Below are 17,048 nucleotides of genomic sequence, written 5' to 3'. Positions count from 1 at the left end.
CCGTCCGGCGCCGGTCCGGGGCACCCTCAGCTCCCCTCATCCGTCAGCTCGCCACGACCCGCCACAAGATCAATTATCAGACAGGACCTAGCTCCTCGGCTCGCTCGCGGCCAGGTCCCGTTCCGGGAGCGCCAGGCCGTGTCCGACGGCTCGGTCCAGATCGGCGGTCCACGGCCAAGCGGCCACGCGACCGGCCTCGATCAGGCCGACCATCCGGAACGCGGCGTCCGTGAGGCCGCCGAAGGTGTGCCGGTGAGGGCCCGTGGGACCGTGGGCGGGCCGGTACCCCGCCAAGTTCCAGGTGTAGACCGGGATCTCCGCCGGGACCAGCTCGGCCGGCGGGAGCGGCTCGTAGGGGGCGGCCTGCTCGTCGGTGACGATCAGGACCCGGTCGTGCCCCCGGTAATGCTTCCGCACCGCCTTCGCGGTGTAGGTGCCGCCGAGGCTGCGGAAGCGTTTCAGCACCTCAAGTACCGGCTCGCCCGGCGCGAACGGCACCTCTGCGCTGCCCCAGCCGAACTCCACCAGATCCGCCTGCTCGGCACGCATGGCCAGCGCGGTGCCGAACACGGCCGCCGCGTCCGCCCGGGTCAGCTTCGACCGCTCGGAGACCGTCCCAGAACATCGAATCGGACCGGTCCACCAGAATCAGCGTCCGGCCGGGCAGGGGAGGCACGTTGGCCAGGGAGAGGCTCAGGGCCCGTTCCAGCGCGGACGCCCAGCGCTGCGACGGCGCGTGCTGGTAGGCCGCCAGGTAGCGGAAGGGAAACTGCCGGGACCGAGCGACCTCGGAGGCGTCCGAGAGCCGCGCGGCGACCCGCGCCGCGACGTCGTCCGACACGCCCGCCTCGTCGAAGTTCCGCAGGTTCCGCAGGAGCGCCATCGGCGCCATCGTGGGAATCACGGCTTCCCAGACGGCGGCGTCCATCGGTCCGCCGAGCCAGCCTGCCAGGGCCTCCCACGTCAGGCCCGCCGCGGCCAGCCGCTCGGAGCCGCCCGGCCCGGTCACCACCGCCCGCCGCTCGCCCGCAGCCGTCTCCATCAGCGCCCGGTGGGCGGTCAGCAGATGGTCGGAGGCCGGCGGGGCGGCCCGCTCCGGATGGTGGCGGCGGTCCAGGGCGTACCGGAAGAGCGCGCCCTGCCAGGGCTTGTCCGGGTCGGGGGAGGCGTGCACCAGGTTGAGCACATCGCCGAAGCGGAAGTCCTTGGACGCGGTGTCGTACTTGAGCAGGGAGCGGGACGTGTACAGCCGGCGTACGCCGTCGGCGATGCCCCGCTTCACGGGCTGCGGCACGTTCCGCCCGTACGACGAGATCCAGTGGGCGAGCAGTTCGCCGGGCTCGTCGGCGCGCTGGAGCACCGAGTCGATCACGGACCGGCTGGACGGGCCACCGGACGCGCCCGTCTCAAGCCGGGCGCGCACATACGCGGCGGCGCCCACCAGAGACGCCGTGCGCAGGTTGCCCTCGCTGCGAAGCCAGCGCAACAGGCCGGCCGTCCACACGGGGTCCTGGACGGCGAGTTCACCGACGAGACGGGCGTACCGTTCGTCCCGCTCCTCACCGCTCTCGTAGAACGTCTGCTGGGAGACGAAGTTGCCGACCGCGAGGAGGAAAAGCTCCTCGCGGGGCTCCCGGACGAAGGCCGAGCCGCCCGCGTACGTGCGGAAGTCCGGCTGGGCAGGCCCGTGCTGGAGCCGTGGTGGGGGAAGGGAGCGGGCGCCCGCCGAGACGTGCGGGGCCACGAGCATCTGGGACCAGACCTTGGAGACGCGTGGGGTGTAACGAGGCAGCGAATCCCCCGTGATTCGAAGAGTTGGACGGCCCCGGCCGAAGGGGCGACGGGGCGAAGACGCCCGCGCCTGCCGAGATCAAAGAGGGCGGCGGCGTCACTTGGTTGTCATAAGGAAGTAGCCGCAGCCGAGCGCATCGGAAGGCGCGGTCGCGACGCCAACCTACAAGGGCCCCGGTCGCGCGCACCAGCGATTAACCGGGCGCCTGCCGCAGCGCCGACGGCCGTGCCACCTGGCATGATCATGGCGTGATCAGTGAGTTTGCGCAGCCCCGCCCCGGTAGGTACGTCCTCTTCGATGTCGACGGCACGTTGATCGACGCGGTCGCCAACCAGCGCCGGGTCTGGGAGATGTGGGCGGGGCGGTACCGGCTGGACGCGGATGAGGTCCATCGCGTGGCGCTGCGGACACGGCCGGCGGAGACCTTCGCGCAGGTGGCTCCGGATCGGGATCCGGCGGAGTGTCTCGCTGTGCTGCACGAGCTGGAGGACGAGGATGTGCGCTCCGGCGTCTACGGCGCCTTCGACGGTGCGTCGGAGCTGCTGGGCACCCTGCCGGTGGCGTCGTGGGCACTGGTGACATCGAACTACGAGCATCGGGTGCGCGGGCGTTTCGCCCGGACGAACCTGCCGCTCCCGCGCGTGATCGTCGACGCCGCCGCGGTGCAGGAGGGGAAACCGTCGCCCGTGCCGTACCTGCTGGCCGCCGAGCAGCTTGGTGCCCGACCCGAGGACTGCCTGGTCATCGAGGACGCCCCCTCCGGAGTGGAGGCGGGGCTGCGGGCCGGTATGACGGTGTGGGGGGTCAACACCGAGGTCCCGGCGGCCGGTGTGCACCGCCACTTCGGAAGCCTGCGCGAAGCAGTCCCCGACATCCTCGCCTTCGCTTTCCTTCCGTGAGGCGATCCGCGACGGGGTGGCGGGGCGCCGTTACCTGGACGGTCCGCTGCGGGTGAAGGTGCCGAGGCCCTGGGTGTTCAGGTACTCGACCGTGAAGGACTTATGGTCCGGGGTGAACGTGACGCCCGTGCGGCCGACGGCGTTCTCCCCGGCGGTTTCGAAGCTGAAGGTGTCGGCGTCGAAGTGCGTGAGCGGGTACGACTGAGGTTCTGGCCCCAGACGGAGTGTCAGGGTCCCGTCCGAGCCGGCGACGACCTCCGCCTGCCCGTAGTAGTCGCTGCCGTACGTGCCCGTGTAGGTGTCGGCGGCCTTCGCGGGGGTGACATCGGCCGGCGGGCGGGCGTAATCGGCCTTCGACCGGCCTTCGTCCGCCTCCTGCTGGTACAGGGCGTCGACGATCGGGATCCAGTCGCGACTGATTTCGCCGGTCTGCGCGATGTCGAAGAAGTCGAGGGCGACGGCATCGGCCACGCCGACGGGTGCGGTGTTGGTGAGGACGACGATGCCGAGCCGCTCGCCCGGCAGCATCGTCACGTTGGTGTGCGCGCCCTGGGCGAACGCTCCCGTGTGGGAGAGCCTGAGCCGGCCCCCGTCGTCGTAGCTCACGTTCCACCCCAGACCGTAGAAGCCGGTCCGGCCAGCGGGGGCGCTGGGTGGGTTGGCCACCGATTCGGGCCAGTGGGTACGTTCCAGGGCCTCGGCGTCGTCGAGGTCTTTGCCGCCGGCCGACGACGCCGCCTCGGCTCGCTCGCGCGCGGCGGCGACGGCGTCGTGGAGACCGGTGGTGACGAAGGTCCAGTCGAGGTCGGTTGTCCGCACCGACTCCGGCGGCGAGCTCGTCACGACGACGAACGCGGGCTTGGCGACCTCACCGGCGCCGTAGCCGCGCGTGTCGTCCCAGCCGTTCGGCCCGTCGACCACGTCGAAGAGGCGGCGGCCGAGGACGACGGCGCCCGAGCGGGCGGTCCCCTCGCGCAGCACCCGGCGGTCGTCGGGGTCGTCGGAGAACGCCCACGTGTGCAGGGTTTCTCCGCCGGTGCCCAGACCGTTGTCCGGGCCGGGATCGGGTCCGGTGACGAAGCCGTCGAGGGAGACAGAGATGTCAGCGATGATTCGAGTCATACCAGGGCAGACCCGATACGCCGCCGAAACTCATCGCTCACGCATGAAGCGCGAAGCGTGTGGCGGATGGGAAATCGGGAGAACGACGCGCGGGGCGGCATGTCGGCTAACGCGCCACGCGGTGGTGGAGGTAGACGACTTTCGAGCTGAAGGTGCGGGTCTCGACGAGTTCGAGATCCACCCGGCGCTCGTTTCGGGGGAAGTACGGGATGCCGCCGCCCACCAGCACCGGGTAGACCATGGTCCGGTACTCGTCGATCAGCCCCAACGCGGCCGCCTCGGCGGCGAGAGTCGCGCCGCCGATCGCGATCTCGCCCTCTCCCGGCTCGGCTCGCAACCGCCCGATCTCCTCCGCCAGGCCGCCGGAGGCCAGCCGGGCATTGCCCTGCACCGCCGACAGCGTGGTGGAGAACACGACTTTCGGCAGCGGCTTCCAGAGCGCGGTCCACTCGCGCATCGAGTCGTCGAGCGTCGGATCCTGGTCGGCGGTCTCCCAGTACAGCATCGTCTCGTAAAGCCGTCGCCCCAGCAGGTGGACGTCGACCTGTCGAATCTCGTCGATCCAGAAGCGAAAGACCTCCTCGACGGGCGCCGTCCAGTTGAAGTTGCCGTCCGGCCCGACGATGTAGCCGTCGAGTGAGACGCTCATCGAATAGGTCACGCTGCGCATCAGACGCCCTCCTCGGGAACGGGTTCGACAGTATGACCGCCGGACACCGCAGGACTCATCGCGGCTCGCGGGATCCCGTAAGTCGAGTCACCTCTCCGGCAGTGCGACCCCGGGATCTTCCATAATGCCGCGATGACAAAACCCGTTCGCCCATGGACGTCGGCGGGGGAGGAGTTCGTGCTCCGGCACACGCAGCGGATTCCGCGCCGCCGCAGGGAAGCACGGTTCATCATGGAGGCTTACGTGCCCTGTCCGACGGTCAGGTGCAGTGGTGGTCAGGCCGCCAGGCGAGCGCTCGAGCCCGTGGTCGTCCGGCTTGACGGTGGTGCTCTTTGCGTGCGGACAACGCGGAATTCAAGGCAGTTGATGGCGGGGGTGGGCTATGGGAATGGTCGAGGGACTCTGGAAGGCCGGGGAGATGCCGCTCCGTGACGGGCTGTACCGGCCCGACGACACGGGCTTGGAGTTGCATGTCGACGGTCCGGGGGCGTACCACCCCGATGCTGGGCAGCCCATTCCCTTCCGTATCGGAGGACCGTTCGATGTGGCCCAGGCGCTTGAGGAGCACAACACCGATGAGGTGACCACCTCCTTTGAGGACCCGCTACCGGACGGATCAGGATGGATCTCCGGCGGGGGCGGCGGAATGGGCAACATCGGCTACCTCGCCCGTCTCGACGTCGACTCCTCGTTGCGGTGGGTCGCCGTCATGTTTCACTCCAACCCGTTCGTCGGCGTGCGGTACGACAGGATGCGCGCAACGTTCACCAATGACTGGGGGAACCTGCTGACCCTTGATCTCATAACCCCTACTCTTCGCTGACCTGCCCACGGCTCCGGCCCTTGTAGGGCCAACCCGAAGACAGATTCGGGGGAGAGCCCTGGTGATCTCGGGCTCGAAGAGCCCACCCGTCTCATCCGGGCGTGGGGCGTCCGGCCTTCCCGTCAGGCAGCGCCCGCATCCGTAACCGTCGCTACGAGGCGTCCCCCGTCACGCGAGCCAGCACCGCCTCGCGCAGCGCATCAGCGTCGACCTCCAGCGCCGCCAGGACATCGAGGCCGCGGCCTTCTCCCGCGGCCAGCATGCCCAGCAGGATGTGCTCGGTGCCGAACCTGTCCTTGCCGAGTGCTTGCGCCTCGCTCAGCGTTTGTTCGAGTGCCTTCTTGGCATCCGGGGTGTAGGCGGGCCTGGGGTACTGGAAGGCGCCGGGGCCGAAGTTGTTGTCGGCCTGGCGCTGGATCTCCTCCACGTCGATGCCGAGGGACGACAGCGCGTCCTTCGCGGGTTGGCCGCCGGTGGCGGCGATTCCGGCGGCCTCCAGGATGCGTACCGTCTCCTCCCTGGCTCGCGTGAGCTCGACGCCCTGCTCGCGCAACACGTCCCCCGCGGTGCTCTGATCGGTGCCGACCAGGCCGAGCAGCAGGTGCTCCGTACCGATGAAGTCATGGCCGAGAGCGATCGCCTCGTCCTGGGACTGCACCACGGCGTGCCTCGCGCGGTCGGTGAAGAATTCGAACACGTTACTTCTCCTTGCCTTCGGCCTTGCGCCTACTCGCATGCTTCTCGTGCACCGACTGCCGACTGACGTTCAGGGACGTGGCGATGCTCTGCCACGACCAGTTCTGGTCGCGGGCGTTGTCGACGTGGACCCGCTCGAGTTCCTCCAGGAGACGCCGCAGGGCGACGACGGCCTGTAGTCCCACCGCGGGGTCCTTGTTGGTGACCTGTCCGGCCAGCGAGGCCGGTGTGTCCTCAGCTCCCATGCCTGTCAGGGTTCCCTGACACTGAAGCAATGTCAAGTAACCCTGACAAGGCGGGGAAACTGGAGCCCTGAACCGAGAGGCAAGCGGGCAGCCGCGCTGGTTGCGAATGGCCGGCGAGGAGGTGAGGCGAGGCGAGGTCAGGCCAGAGGGGGCTGCTATTGGTCAGTTCGTGGCAGCTCGGGGAGGACGAACGCTCCGGGCGTGTAGAAGCTGAGATTGATGCGGGCTCCCGGCGCGGTGACGGGTTCGGCGAGGCAGGTCGTGAGCCGGCCGGCTCCGTGAACGGCGTGGCGTACGGGCAGCTCGGAACCGTCGAAATAGGGGATGGGGGCCGCCGCATGCTCGAGATAGAGCGGTCCGGCCACGGGGTCGTTGAGAACGTCGTACGCGAGACGACCGAGCGCCCGGTTCTCCGGGCATAGCTCCACGCTGTGCTTCAGGTGAGGCGTTATGGCCGGCACCCAGTGGGTCTCCCACTGCATCAGGACGTCGGTGCGGGCCTCGGGGTCCAGAAGTATCCAGCGCATGACGTTGGCGGGGGCCTGGCCGCGGGGGAAGAGGCGCCGGAAGGCCTCGTTGTGTACGACGATGTTCCATTCGGCGTCGTCGACGTACGCCAACGCACCGTGGATGTGGTCGGTGACCCGCTGCCACGCTCCGGCGATGGACGTCCCCGAGCTGCCGTGCAGGGCATGGGGTGGGCTCTCCTTGCGGGTGATCATCCACAGGAACGCCCACTCCTGCTCGTCCAATCGCAGCGTCCTCGCGACCGAGGTGAGGAGGTCGGCCCCGGGGGCGGCGAGTTGACCGTTCTCGAACCGATTGTACGTACCCGGGGTGCGCGTGAGCAGGACGTCCATCTGCCCCTGACTCAGACCGGCTGCTCGCCGACCGGGACCAGGCCGTCGCTCGGGGAATCCCAAGCTCACGGGGTCGATCGCGGCTCGGCGCGCCTGAAGTATCCCCTTGAGGCGGCCTCGGTCACTGGCCGTCAGCTTCATTCGGCACCTTCCACTCGGGCTGCGCCCGGGCGGCAGCCGGGGCGGCCCGATTATCTGCACTCACAGACCCTGGAAAGGATGATCACACCGCGCGAGACTCACCTCCGGGTCACCCGCTGCCCCTGCCGCGGGAGTGCTGGGGGTGTCGGCGGCCGTCGACGTCAGTCGACAAATCCATCCCGCTCGAGGGGTCCCGGCGGCGGAGTCGCACGACATCGGCGTTCGGCGATCCACACCGCCGATCGGCGGCCGGATCGGCAACCGTAAGGTGTGCGGGCTTGTCGGGCAGGAGTTGAGCCGGCGGAGGTCATCGCACGACGTCCGCTCCGCCGGTGCCCGGTCCCAGAACACGTTCCACCTCCCTGGCGCCGTTCCTGACAGGTGCGTGCCAAGGGGCCGACAGACAAGACTTCCTGGAGATCACCTTCATGTATCCGAGGCCACGCCGACGACGCGTGCTCGCTGCAGTTCCCGTGCTGATGGTCGGCGCGCTCCTGTCGCCGGCGGCGACCGCGAGCGCCACCCCCGCGGCACCCGAGGTTCCGGAGCCTGCCCGCATCGACTTGGTTCTCGACCTGTCCGGTTCGATGAACGAGAACGACGCCGGCGGCCAGACTCGCCTCGCCGCCGCAAAGCAGGCGGTCAGCCGCATCATCGACACCGCCCCCGAACAGGCCCCGCTGGGCCTGCGCGTCTAAGGCGCCACGTATGCCGGAGAGGACAAGAAGCAAGGCTGCGCCGACACACAGCAGGTCCTGCCGGTCACGCCGATGGACCGGGCTGCGCGGGCCGACGCCAAGAAGCTGGTCGCGGGCTTCAAAGCGGTCGGGTTCACACCGATCGGCGTCTCGCTCCGCGAAGCCGCCAAGGACCTCGGCACGAGCGGCAAACGCCGCATCGTCCTGGTCTCGGACGGCGACGACACCTGCGCCCCGCCGCCTCCGTGCGACGTGGCACGCGAGCTCAAGAAGCAGGGCATCGACCTGGCCGTGGACGTGATCGGGTTCCGGACGCCCTCTCGGCACGTGCGCAGCTGAAGTGCATCGCCGACGTGACCGACGGGTCGTACGCGGACGCCGAGGACGCCGACTCGCTGACCGACAATCTGAGCACCCTGTTCCGCAAGGCGTGGCGGACGTACCACGCCACCGGAAAGCCGGTCCAAGGCTCCCTCAACGGCTGCCAGGACGCGCCGCTGGTCACGCCCGGCCAGTACCTGGACCAAGTTCACCGGGGGACGCGACCTCTACTACAAGGTCAAGAAGCGGCCGGACCAGCGGCTCCAGGTGAGCGCCACCGCCGTCGCCGAGGAGGGGTACTCGCGCGGTTCCATCATCACCGTTGCCGCCGGCCCTGCGGGCGACGGCAAACCCCGTGACTGGCTGCGGGAGTTCGAACAGTCGATGGGGTGGGCGAACATCATCTCCACCGGAGGTCGCAGCAAGCCCGGAGCAGGCAACGAGAAGCCCGCGCCGGACGACACCGGCTGCATCGTGGTCGAGAACCAGGTCACTCGGTCCGGCGACAGGCCGATGCCCGTCGAGCTTCTCGTCGGCATCGCGGACAAGACGACCCAGGGGGCCGGCGAGCGGACTCCGAAGCCCCGTACCGGAGCCGACGCCGAAGGCGGCTTCTCCTTCAACAGCGCCACCCCGATCGGACCGGGCACCCACCGCCAGTCCATCGCCGTCGGCGAGGCACCCTTCTGGCGGGTGGAGGTGAAGGCGGCCAGAAACTGACGGTCAAGGCCGGCGTGGACATCCCGAACGACTTCCCCAACTCGGCCACCAGCGGGTGGAGCGTCACCGTCTACAACGCCCAGCGCGAGTCGACGCAGTGCAACGAGGACCTCCGCACCGCCGAGCTCTTCACGGGCAGGACCGGGCACTTCGAGCGGGTCTGCGGGCCCTGGGACGTCACCGAGCAGGACGACGCGAAGAGCCCCGACTTCAAGGGATACGACGTGCCCGGCACGTACTACATCCAGGCGCAGGTCGCCGAGCCGCACGCCAAGGCGAAGGGCATCGTCGTACCGATCTCGCTGACCGTGGACATCTCCGGGACACCGCGCTCCGGAAAGAGCCCGGTGTTCTTCTTCGGCGACGACGCCGCCCACGTCCCCTCGCGGTCCGGCGCGACCGGCACCGGCGAACAGGCCGGGACCGGCGGCACAACGGCTGCCGCGAAGGCCGACGACTCACCCCTCGGCAAGCGCGCGCTGCCGGCCGGTATCGGCGCCGGCGTCCTCCTGCTCGGCGGCATCACCTTCTACGCCCTCAGGCGCCGCAGGGCAGCCTGACCCCCGGCGCTTGGCCAGGTGGAAGGACCTGGCCAAGCGCTCCGGTAGGCGTAGGGCGTCCCCGGTGCGGGCCGGCCCGGTCGCCGCCCGCGGTCCAAGACTCCTTCGTCCGCCCCGCCAGGCCCCCAGCAGCTCCCGGGGCACCGCTGACCGTCGGCCCAGAGCGGCCGCGCAGGACCCGTTCCGTAGCGAGTCGTACGCTGCCCACCCCCCGTCGGCACCTCCACCTGCTGGCCCGACGTACGACAACGTGGGCATGCCTCGCGCGAGTGCGGGCTGCGTACCGATGGTGGGCGGGCCGCGGCGGGCTGGCCGCCTCGTCGCCGTCGCCGTCGCCGTCGGGCGCGGTGCCGACGGCAGGCCGCGCATGCGACTCCGATGCATGGGCGCGCGCCGCTCAACGGCTTGACTGAGGTCGTGACTCTCAGTGACGGGTTAGTTCGAGTGGCGCAGGCCGCAGGGGCGCTCGCTGCGGAGGACGGGAAGGGCCGGCAGTCGACTCCTCCCGTCAGAGTGCTATGCCCGTATTGCGTAGATATTCTGGTGGATGTGATCGAGTCTGGACGGCCGCGGCTTCGTCGGCGCTACGGCCGGGGGAGGCTCGTGCGGCTGTCGCCCGTCTTTTTGACCGTCGTGATCGCCAGCCTGGCCTACGCCACTCCGCCGGAGATGGCCTTCAGCCGCCTCCTGCCCGCGGCGCCGGCCCTGGCGGCCGCCATGTGGCCGGTCCTCCCCACCGTCCTGCTCGGGACGGTCTGCCTCTTTCTGATGATCGGCCTCAGCCTCGTCTTCCCCGATCTGGGAACGTGGTGGACGGCCGCGGGGATCGTCGCGGTCACCGTCGCCGCCGCGTACGGAAGCCACCTCCGGCTCCAGCGGGAGCGCACCCTCTTCCAGGTACGGCTCGTCGCCGACGCGGCGCAGCAGGTGGTGCTGAGCCCTATGCCGCGCCGCTTCGGGAACGTGGAGATCGAGTCGCTGTACATCGCGGCCGCGGCGGAGGCCCGCATCGGCGGGGACTTCTACGAGGTGGTCGACACGCCGTACGGAGTCAGGCTGCTCATCGGTGACGTGCGGGGCAAGGGCCTGCCGGCCGTGGGGGCGGCCGCGGCGATCGTCAACGCCTTCCGAGAGGCTGCGTACGGCGAGAGGGACATGGTCGACATCGCACGCAGGCTCGACGCCAGCAGCACCCGATACAACGCCGCATTTCCCCCCGACGGGCCGATGGAGCGCTTCGCCACCGCCCTTCTCGCCGAGATCCCGCACGAGGGCAGACGCATCGACATCCTCAACTGCGGACACCCCCCGCCGCTGCTGTGGAACAGCAGCAAACTCCGTGTCCTCGAGTCCGCCACGCCCTCGCCCCTGCTCAGCCTCGCGGAGCTGATCGGCGACCATTACAACGTCGACACCTTCGACTTCGCTCCCGGCGACCTGCTGCTCCTCTACACCGACGGGATCGCCGAGGCCCGTGCCCGCGACGGCGAGTTCTTCCCGCTGGCAGCTTGGATGCGTCGACAGCCCCCGACACCGCCCCGCGAACTGCTTTCGGCTCTTCACCACGACCTCCTCCGCTACAGCAGGGGACGCCTCGACGACGACATCGCTGCCCTCGCCGTACGCCTCAGTGAGCGCTGAGGCGGGCGTCCCAGGGGGCGGCCGTCCGAACAGCCAACACGGTGACGTGATGACGTCGGTGCACTTAGCAGAGGGCCTTGGGCCATGGCCACCGCGACCCTGAATGTGCCGAGCGGGCTGCTGGCCATATCCGGACCGGACAACGACTTCGACGAAGGGCCCGCCGTCACGGTGGCTGTCCCGCCGGGGGAGTACGTGCTCGAAGAAGCGCTGGTCCGCGTCGGGTACGACTGTGAGTGGAGCCAGGGCTGGGTGACCCGTACGGACACCACTGCGGTCCGGCTGCGTGTCGGCGAGACCCTCGCCACGTCGTGGGAGATGGCCCTCGGGCCGGATGACGACCCCCGGCTGCTCGGGGAGAACGAGATCTTCGGCTTCAGTACCGACGGTGCGACCGGCTGCTTCGCCGATGCCGGCGCCTGGGAGCCGCTCCACCGTCTCTTCGAGCGACACCTTGTCCACGGGGAGCCGGGAGCCGGGGAGGACATCTCCGACTCCATGTACCTGCTGCGTACGCGGGACGAGGCGTCGGGCGGCGAGCTGGTCGCCTTCGCGACGACCGGCGACGGTACCTACCCCGTATGGGTGGGGCGTTCCGCAGACGGGAACGTGGCCGAGGTGGTGGTGCTGGTGGAAGGGATGCCGACGGTGCTGCAGAACGGCAGTGCCGACGGTGCGGAGGCGTCGCCGGCTTGAGACCAGGTCTGAGGCCGGGTGTGAGACTGAGCTGGGTCACGGTCAGAAAAGGGACCCTGCGCAGCACTCGGCCTCTCTCCGGCCGCACCTCAAGCCCTACCGATACTGCTTTCTGTACTCTTCGCCCACCGGGCCGAGGTCTCAGAACGGGGTGCCGAAGAACCCGGCGAGGGTGCTCAGGCCGAGGAAACCCACGATCAAGAGGATGATCAGCGGCGCCCATCGCCCTGTGCCGTCGGCGCGGACCGCCTTGCTGGGGTCACGCGGGTCGTAGCTGACCTCGAGACTGTGGCGGCCGCTCATGTCGTGTAGAACTTCAGCGTGTTCCCGCCCAGGTCCGAGTACAGGTACAGGCTCGGCTGGGCGGCGTCGTGGGCGTGGTCCGCGGTCACGGTGATGCCATGCCGGGGCAGCCTCCAGGGTCTGATGGCCGCCGGGACCGCCATCGCGGCCGCGATCGTGACGGGTCGGCGGCCGCACCCTCACCTCGGAGACATCGGTGCACGGCCGGGCCCTGGGGGCTGGGGTCGTCACCGCCCGGCTCGGAGACTCCGTCCACGTCCTCGCTGCTCTCCTGCCCGTCCCGACCGATCCCGGCAGAGTCCGGGTTCGCGTCCTCACGATGGTCGCGATCCGCCCGCCCCTGCGTCCCGGCGGCCGGGCGACTCGCGTACCGCTGAAAGTCCTGGCAAGGGCAATGAACCGGGGAGCCCTGTGGAGCACTGCCAAGGACGTTGCGAAAGACGGCCCCGTCTGGCATTACGGCCGGTACGAGCCGCGCCCCCGACTGGCCAAGGGTGACGGCCCCATCGGACCCCTGCGCCGCTGGGCAAGCCAGTTCTACCCGGACCCGGGGGCGGCGTAGACCGCACCGGTCGGATCGAGTACCCGGCGGCGGGTTCCAAGGCTCCGGGGGGTGACACGAAGTGGCGGTGGGGCGGCGTGTCCCGCTCTCCCGGTTCGTCCACAGCACGCACAGCACAGCACAGCACAGCACAGCGATCGCGGAGCAGGGAGCTGAGCATGGCAGTGTCGAGGCAGGTACCGGTCGCGGTCATCGGGATCGGGTGCCGCTTCCCGGGCGGGGTGGAGTCGGCTGCGGGGCTGTGGAACCTTCTGCTGGAGGGCAGGGACACGGTCAGCCGGGTCCCTGCGGACCGGTGGGACGCCCGGCGCCTGAAAGCGTTTCAGCACCCGGATGACGCCGAGCGCTACGACCGCGGCTGCTTCCTCGACGGGGACATCTGGGCCTGGGAGCCGGAGGCCCTGTCAGTGGCGATGCTGGAAGCGGCCACGGTGGATCCGCAGCACCGGCTGCTGCTGGAGACCGCGTGGGAGGCGACGGAGCACGCCGGGGTCCCGGCCGCCCGGCTGCGGGGGTCGCGCCCAGGGGTGTACCTGGGCATGTACGCGGCCGACAACCTGCTGCGGGACGCCCGGCCGGTGGAGGACTGTCCGGACGTCGTCTACGCCTTCGGGAACTTCCCCGCCAACGCGGCCGGGAGGGTGGCCTTCGCCATGGACCTGCGCGGGCCGGCGATGGTGGTGGAGACGATGTGCTCCTCCGGACTGGTCTCGGTGCATGTGGCGTGCAGTGCCCTGGCAGCAGGTGACTGCGATGCCGCGCTGGCCGGGGCGGCGTTGCTGATGCCATCGCCGGAGTGGTTGCACTACGAGGCCGAATGGCTGCTGTCGCGCAAGGGCCGGTGCTACGCCTTTGACGAGCGTGCGGACGGATACGTGCGCGGTGAGGGCGCTGGTGTGGTGCTGCTCAAACGGCTGCAGGACGCGGTCCGCGACGGTGACCGGGTGCTGGCGGTGATCCGGGGCTCGGCGGTCAACGCGGACGGGCAGTCCGAGCGGATGACTGCTCCGTCCACGCTGGTCCAGCAGGACGTGTTCCGTGCCGCGGTGGCCCGTGCCGGGATCGACCCGGGCACGGTGGGTCGGGTGGAGGCACACGGGCCCGGCACCTACGTCGGCGACCCGATCGAGTACACGTCGATCAACACGGTCTACGGGCGGGGTCAGGGGCGGTGTGCGCTGGGGTCGGTCAAGACACACATCGGGCATTCCGAGCCGGCCTCGGGCCTGGCTGGGCTGATCAAGGCGGTGCAGTGTCTGCGCCACGGGCAGATCCCACCCAATCAGAACTTCGCGGCCTGGCATCCCTCCATCCCCACCGGCTCCGGTTCACGGCTGTTCGTGCCGACCGATCTGGTCGACGCGTGGCCGGTGCCGGATGCGGTCCGTCCGGCGGCGGTGTGCTCGTACGGAATCTCCGGGACCAATGCCCACGTGCTCCTGGAAGAGGCGTCGAAGCCCGCGCGGCGACCCACCTCGGGCCCGCGGTACACCATCCCCGACCGGCGCTTGACGGGCGACAAGGCTCAGCAGCGCGTGTTCGTTCTGTCCGCGGCCTCCCCGCCGGCGCTGCGGATCGCGGCGACACGGCTGGCTGACTGGCTGGACGGTCCGGGCGGGCAGGTGCCGCTCAGGGACGTCGCCCACACCCTGGCACTTCGCCGCTCGCCGGCCGGCGAGCGGCTGGGTGTGGTCGCCTCGTCCCGTGCGAGCTCGTAACGGTGCCACTCGGACAGAGCCTCACCCCCGAGCACCTCCAATCTGCTGATCCGGCCGGCGTGGTGCTCGTAGTCGATCAGGATGACAACCGCCCCCTGGATCCGCGGACGGCCGCGGACCGCGCGATGCGTACCCTCGAGGCGATCCGGCTGCTCGACGAGCTGCCGCAGGCGTGCAGGCTGTGGGTGGCCCGGCCCGGTGAGCACGTGGACCCGACGGTCGACGCCCTGCGCGGGGTACTGCGCACTGCCGCCTACGAATGCCCGAAGGTGGCCGCCAGCCTGGTGGAGTTCTCCGACTCCACACAGCCCGCCGCGCTCGCCCGCACGCTCCTTCACGACGGGCCGCCCATCGAGTGCGCGTGGCAGGGCACCGGGTTCTCCGTCCTTCGACTGGTTCCCGGGGCCCCGGAAACCACCGTCACCTCCCCTCCGGAAGCCCTGGTACGCCCCGACGGCTCCTACCTGATCAGCGGGGGGCTGGGCGGTCTGGGGCTGCTGACCGCGGCCTGGCTGGTCGGGAAGGGGGCGGGACGCATCCTGCTGCTGGGCAGGTCCCTGCCCTCCGCCGAGGCTCGCGCGAAGGTGGAAGAACTACGCAAGGCAGGAGCGGACGTCGAAGTCATTCAGGGCGACATCGGTGTGGCCGGGATCGCGGAGAAAGCGGTGCGGAAGGCGATGTCAGCCCGATTGCCGCTGCGGGGTGTCTTCCACTGCGCCGGCCAACTCCACGACGCGACCATCGCCCGCATCGAACGCCCGATTCTCGACACCACGTGGCGAGGCAAGGCAGAAGGGGCCTGGGCGCTACACCGAGCCACCACCGGACACGAACTGGATCATTGGGTGCTGTTCTCCTCCGTTGCCTCCCTGCTGGGCTCGCCGGGGCAGGCGGTGCACGCTGCCGCGAACGCGTGGCTGGACGGGCTCGCCGCGTGGCGGCGGGCGCAGGGCCTGCCCGCGACCTCGGTCCAGTGGGGCGCATGGAGTCAGGTGGGCGCCGGGCAGGGCATGGCCGAGCGGGGCGTTGCGATGATCTCGCCCACCGAGGGCGTCGACGCACTGGAGCGCATTTTGGGTGCCGGGTACCCTCTTGTCGCCTACTCTCCGATCGACCTGGCCCAGTGGACCGCCCCGTACCCCGGCGCGGCCCGCTCGGCGCTGTTTGCCCGGCAGTTGGGGGACCGTCAGGGGAAGGACAGCGGCTCCAGTCTGCCGCGCGCGTTGCGGGAGTCAGCAAGCGACGCTGAACGCCAGGTTCTGCTGGAAGACCACATCACGGACTGCGTACGCGAGATCCTCGGCGGCACCAGCCTGCGCATCACTCCCCGCACTTCTTTGGTCACACTCGGCCTGGACTCGCTCAACGCGGTCCGGCTCAGGGTGATGCTGGAGAACTCGCTAGGGATGAGCATCGACGGCGGCATCCTCTGGACGAAACCAACCGCTGCGGGCCTCACAGACTGGATCATGCACCGCATGGGCTACCGGGAGGAGCAGCCGGCATGAGCAACGGGGCACTGAACGTCGCTGCCGGATGGGGCTTCGGCAATACAGTGATTGCCCCGCTCGCCGGCGTAGTAGCGGCGGTACTGGGCGTGTGGGCAGTGCGCGAGGCACGGCAGGGCAGGACGGCACTGGCTGTGCTGATGGGCGCCGGCGTGGCGTCGACCTTCACGGATTCCGCAGTGCGTCTGCTGAGCGGACTGACCTTCACCCCGTCCGAGGAACACCCTGCGCTCTATCGGGCGTTCGGCATCGACACCCTGCAGCTGCGCGCCAGCCAGATCAACGGCTGCGGTTTCTGCGTCGACGTCCACACCAAGGACGCCGCGGCCGCCGGTGAGACGTCGGCCCGGCTGAACCTGGTCGCCGCCTGGCGCCACTCCACCGTGTTCACCGAGGCCGAGCGGGCCGCGCTGGCCCTCGCGGAGGAGGGCACGCGCATCATCGACGGCTACGAGGGTGTCTCCGACGAGACCTGGGCCCAGGTGCGCAGGCACTACGACGACGACCAGGTCATCGCGCTGGTCTCCCTGATCGCCGTGATCAACGCGACCAACCGGCTCGGCGTGATCCTCAACAACCGGGGCGGCGACTACGAGTCCGGCAATCTCGCCACCCTCGCCGTCTGATCACCATCGATGCCGCTGAGCCGGCCCTCGGTCGTTCGATCAGGGCCGGCTTGGGGCTCGCTGACATTTCAGGGTGAGACATACGGTCGGCGTCCACGGCCGGGCGGACAACGCGGCTGTGTGGGCGAACTGGCGGATCGCGTGGTGGGGGGCGAGGCAGGCCCCGCAGTTCCTGCCCGCCACGCCGGCGGTGTGCGGGATCTGATCGGGCCGCGGGGGTCGAGGTGGTTCTTGATCTTGTCGAAGGCATCGACGTACTGGACCGCCTCGCGTACACGAACCGCGGAGACAAACCAGGCCGACGGACGCGATCCAGTGAGACTCGCCGTCATTCAGTCGAGGCGTCCGACAGCGAACCCAGTCGTTCAGGCTTCCTTGTCAGCGAACCTGGTCGCTCTTCGGCCCGATGCCTTTGGTCCTGGTCGGAGTTCCGTCGGGGGCGAACGT

General features: G+C 69.9%; 17 protein-coding genes and 5 pseudogenes. 12 read left to right on the top strand and 10 right to left on the bottom strand.

The genetic code is table 11. From position 1 onward, the window contains the following. Positions 1-87: 87 nt before the first annotated feature. Positions 88-1,750: pseudogene (locus tag IEZ01_RS29440) on the bottom strand (TROVE domain-containing protein). Between the two features lie 290 nt (positions 1,751-2,040). Here IEZ01_RS29440 and IEZ01_RS29435 point away from each other — a divergent pair. Continuing rightward, a complete protein-coding gene (locus tag IEZ01_RS29435) occupies positions 2,041-2,691 on the top strand; it encodes an HAD family hydrolase (protein ID WP_189204713.1) in 651 nt (216 codons plus the stop codon). 30 nt (positions 2,692-2,721) lie between these two features. Here the strand turns inward: IEZ01_RS29435 and IEZ01_RS36135 are convergent, their stop codons facing one another. The 3 genes and pseudogenes from IEZ01_RS36135 to IEZ01_RS29425 form a co-directional block, all read right to left on the bottom strand. Continuing rightward, positions 2,722-3,219, bottom strand: coding sequence for a DUF3471 domain-containing protein (locus IEZ01_RS36135; RefSeq protein WP_373287679.1), 498 nt, complete (start codon positions 3,217-3,219; stop codon positions 2,722-2,724). Positions 3,220-3,222: 3 nt separating this feature from the next. Next, positions 3,223-3,813: pseudogene (locus tag IEZ01_RS36130) on the bottom strand (dihydrofolate reductase family protein); the annotation flags it as partial. Between the two features lie 106 nt (positions 3,814-3,919). Beyond that, a complete protein-coding gene (locus tag IEZ01_RS29425) occupies positions 3,920-4,483 on the bottom strand; it encodes a dihydrofolate reductase family protein (protein ID WP_019883852.1) in 564 nt (187 codons plus the stop codon). Between the two features lie 388 nt (positions 4,484-4,871). Between IEZ01_RS29425 and IEZ01_RS29420 the strand changes: the two genes are divergently transcribed. After that, positions 4,872-5,306: a hypothetical protein gene (locus IEZ01_RS29420; protein WP_229833278.1), complete on the top strand. Its 435-nt coding sequence runs from the start codon at positions 4,872-4,874 to the stop codon at positions 5,304-5,306. A 151-nt stretch (positions 5,307-5,457) separates the two neighbouring features. Here the strand turns inward: IEZ01_RS29420 and IEZ01_RS36125 are convergent, their stop codons facing one another. The 4 genes and pseudogenes from IEZ01_RS36125 to IEZ01_RS29405 form a co-directional block, all read right to left on the bottom strand. Beyond that, the gene (locus IEZ01_RS36125; RefSeq protein WP_425315100.1) at positions 5,458-5,862 is read right to left on the bottom strand and encodes a Clp protease N-terminal domain-containing protein; all 405 of its coding nucleotides are present in this window, start codon (positions 5,860-5,862) and stop codon (positions 5,458-5,460) included. Beyond that, positions 5,860-6,003: pseudogene (locus IEZ01_RS36215) on the bottom strand (Clp protease N-terminal domain-containing protein); the annotation flags it as partial. The gene IEZ01_RS36125 and the pseudogene IEZ01_RS36215, both read right to left, overlap by 3 nt. Position 6,004: 1 nt before the next feature. Beyond that, on the bottom strand, positions 6,005-6,247 hold the full coding sequence (locus IEZ01_RS29410) for a hypothetical protein (RefSeq protein ID WP_019883847.1): 243 nt from the start codon (positions 6,245-6,247) through the stop codon (positions 6,005-6,007). A gap of 155 nt (positions 6,248-6,402) precedes the next feature. Beyond that, positions 6,403-7,107, bottom strand: a complete 705-nt coding sequence (locus tag IEZ01_RS29405; protein WP_189204709.1) for an MmyB family transcriptional regulator — start codon at positions 7,105-7,107, stop codon at positions 6,403-6,405. A gap of 596 nt (positions 7,108-7,703) precedes the next feature. Between IEZ01_RS29405 and IEZ01_RS29400 the strand changes: the two genes are divergently transcribed. The 6 genes from IEZ01_RS29400 (at position 7,704) to IEZ01_RS29375 (ending at position 11,884) form a co-directional block, all read left to right on the top strand. Continuing rightward, positions 7,704-7,946, top strand: coding sequence for a vWA domain-containing protein (locus IEZ01_RS29400; RefSeq protein ID WP_189204707.1), 243 nt, complete (start codon positions 7,704-7,706; stop codon positions 7,944-7,946). Positions 7,947-8,018: 72 nt separating this feature from the next. Then, positions 8,019-8,285, top strand: a complete 267-nt coding sequence (locus IEZ01_RS29395) for a vWA domain-containing protein (RefSeq protein WP_189204705.1) — start codon at positions 8,019-8,021, stop codon at positions 8,283-8,285. A 249-nt stretch (positions 8,286-8,534) separates the two neighbouring features. Further along, entirely contained in the window at positions 8,535-8,987 is a 453-nt protein-coding gene (locus IEZ01_RS29390) for a hypothetical protein (protein WP_189204703.1), read from the top strand. Positions 8,988-9,001: 14 nt separating this feature from the next. Further along, positions 9,002-9,547, top strand: coding sequence for a hypothetical protein (locus IEZ01_RS29385; protein WP_189204701.1), 546 nt, complete (start codon positions 9,002-9,004; stop codon positions 9,545-9,547). 549 nt (positions 9,548-10,096) lie between these two features. Next, positions 10,097-11,188, top strand: a complete 1,092-nt coding sequence (locus IEZ01_RS29380; protein WP_052185603.1) for a PP2C family protein-serine/threonine phosphatase — start codon at positions 10,097-10,099, stop codon at positions 11,186-11,188. A gap of 84 nt (positions 11,189-11,272) precedes the next feature. Continuing rightward, positions 11,273-11,884 carry a DUF4241 domain-containing protein gene (locus IEZ01_RS29375; protein ID WP_229833277.1) on the top strand — a complete coding sequence of 204 codons (612 nt, stop codon included), beginning with the start codon at positions 11,273-11,275 and terminating at the stop codon, positions 11,882-11,884. A 141-nt stretch (positions 11,885-12,025) separates the two neighbouring features. Here IEZ01_RS29375 and IEZ01_RS29370 read toward each other — a convergent pair whose 3' ends face one another. Beyond that, complete coding sequence (locus IEZ01_RS29370) at positions 12,026-12,187, bottom strand: DUF3592 domain-containing protein (protein WP_189204699.1); 162 nt, start codon at positions 12,185-12,187, stop codon at positions 12,026-12,028. Positions 12,188-12,377: 190 nt separating this feature from the next. Here IEZ01_RS29370 and IEZ01_RS35300 point away from each other — a divergent pair. The 4 genes and pseudogenes from IEZ01_RS35300 to IEZ01_RS29355 all read left to right on the top strand — a co-directional run. Then, positions 12,378-12,749, top strand: a pseudogene (locus tag IEZ01_RS35300) (hypothetical protein); the annotation flags it as partial. A gap of 158 nt (positions 12,750-12,907) precedes the next feature. Further along, positions 12,908-14,467: a beta-ketoacyl synthase N-terminal-like domain-containing protein gene (locus tag IEZ01_RS29365; RefSeq protein WP_189204697.1), complete on the top strand. Its 1,560-nt coding sequence runs from the start codon at positions 12,908-12,910 to the stop codon at positions 14,465-14,467. Between the two features lie 125 nt (positions 14,468-14,592). Further along, a complete protein-coding gene (locus IEZ01_RS29360; protein WP_189204695.1) occupies positions 14,593-15,975 on the top strand; it encodes a beta-ketoacyl reductase in 1,383 nt (460 codons plus the stop codon). After that, positions 15,972-16,601: a carboxymuconolactone decarboxylase family protein gene (locus tag IEZ01_RS29355; RefSeq protein ID WP_229833275.1), complete on the top strand. Its 630-nt coding sequence runs from the start codon at positions 15,972-15,974 to the stop codon at positions 16,599-16,601. The genes IEZ01_RS29360 and IEZ01_RS29355 overlap by 4 nt, the downstream gene beginning before the upstream one ends. 378 nt (positions 16,602-16,979) lie before the next feature. On the opposite strand, the pseudogene IEZ01_RS35295 reads toward IEZ01_RS29355, so the two are convergent. Further along, a pseudogene (locus IEZ01_RS35295) lies at positions 16,980-17,048 on the bottom strand (DUF3291 domain-containing protein); the annotation flags it as partial.

The sequence above is a fragment of the Streptomyces purpureus genome (genome assembly GCF_014648195.1).
GTDB lineage: Bacteria > Actinomycetota > Actinomycetes > Streptomycetales > Streptomycetaceae > Streptomyces > Streptomyces purpureus.
This window is presented reverse-complemented; position numbering and strand designations above follow the sequence as displayed.

Coding starts and splice junctions, on each gene's coding strand:
- IEZ01_RS36135 (WP_373287679.1), bottom strand. CDS start 3,219: ATGCTGCCGGGCGAGCGGCTCGGCATCGTCGTCCTCACCAACACCGCA.
- IEZ01_RS29425 (WP_019883852.1), bottom strand. CDS start 4,483: ATGCGCAGCGTGACCTATTCGATGAGCGTCTCACTCGACGGCTACATC.
- IEZ01_RS29420 (WP_229833278.1), top strand. CDS start 4,872: ATGGTCGAGGGACTCTGGAAGGCCGGGGAGATGCCGCTCCGTGACGGG.
- IEZ01_RS29410 (WP_019883847.1), bottom strand. CDS start 6,247: ATGGGAGCTGAGGACACACCGGCCTCGCTGGCCGGACAGGTCACCAAC.
- IEZ01_RS29405 (WP_189204709.1), bottom strand. CDS start 7,107: ATGGACGTCCTGCTCACGCGCACCCCGGGTACGTACAATCGGTTCGAG.
- IEZ01_RS29395 (WP_189204705.1), top strand. CDS start 8,019: ATGGACCGGGCTGCGCGGGCCGACGCCAAGAAGCTGGTCGCGGGCTTC.
- IEZ01_RS29375 (WP_229833277.1), top strand. CDS start 11,273: ATGGCCACCGCGACCCTGAATGTGCCGAGCGGGCTGCTGGCCATATCC.
- IEZ01_RS29370 (WP_189204699.1), bottom strand. CDS start 12,187: ATGAGCGGCCGCCACAGTCTCGAGGTCAGCTACGACCCGCGTGACCCC.
- IEZ01_RS29365 (WP_189204697.1), top strand. CDS start 12,908: ATGGCAGTGTCGAGGCAGGTACCGGTCGCGGTCATCGGGATCGGGTGC.
- IEZ01_RS29360 (WP_189204695.1), top strand. CDS start 14,593: ATGCGTACCCTCGAGGCGATCCGGCTGCTCGACGAGCTGCCGCAGGCG.
- IEZ01_RS29355 (WP_229833275.1), top strand. CDS start 15,972: ATGAGCAACGGGGCACTGAACGTCGCTGCCGGATGGGGCTTCGGCAAT.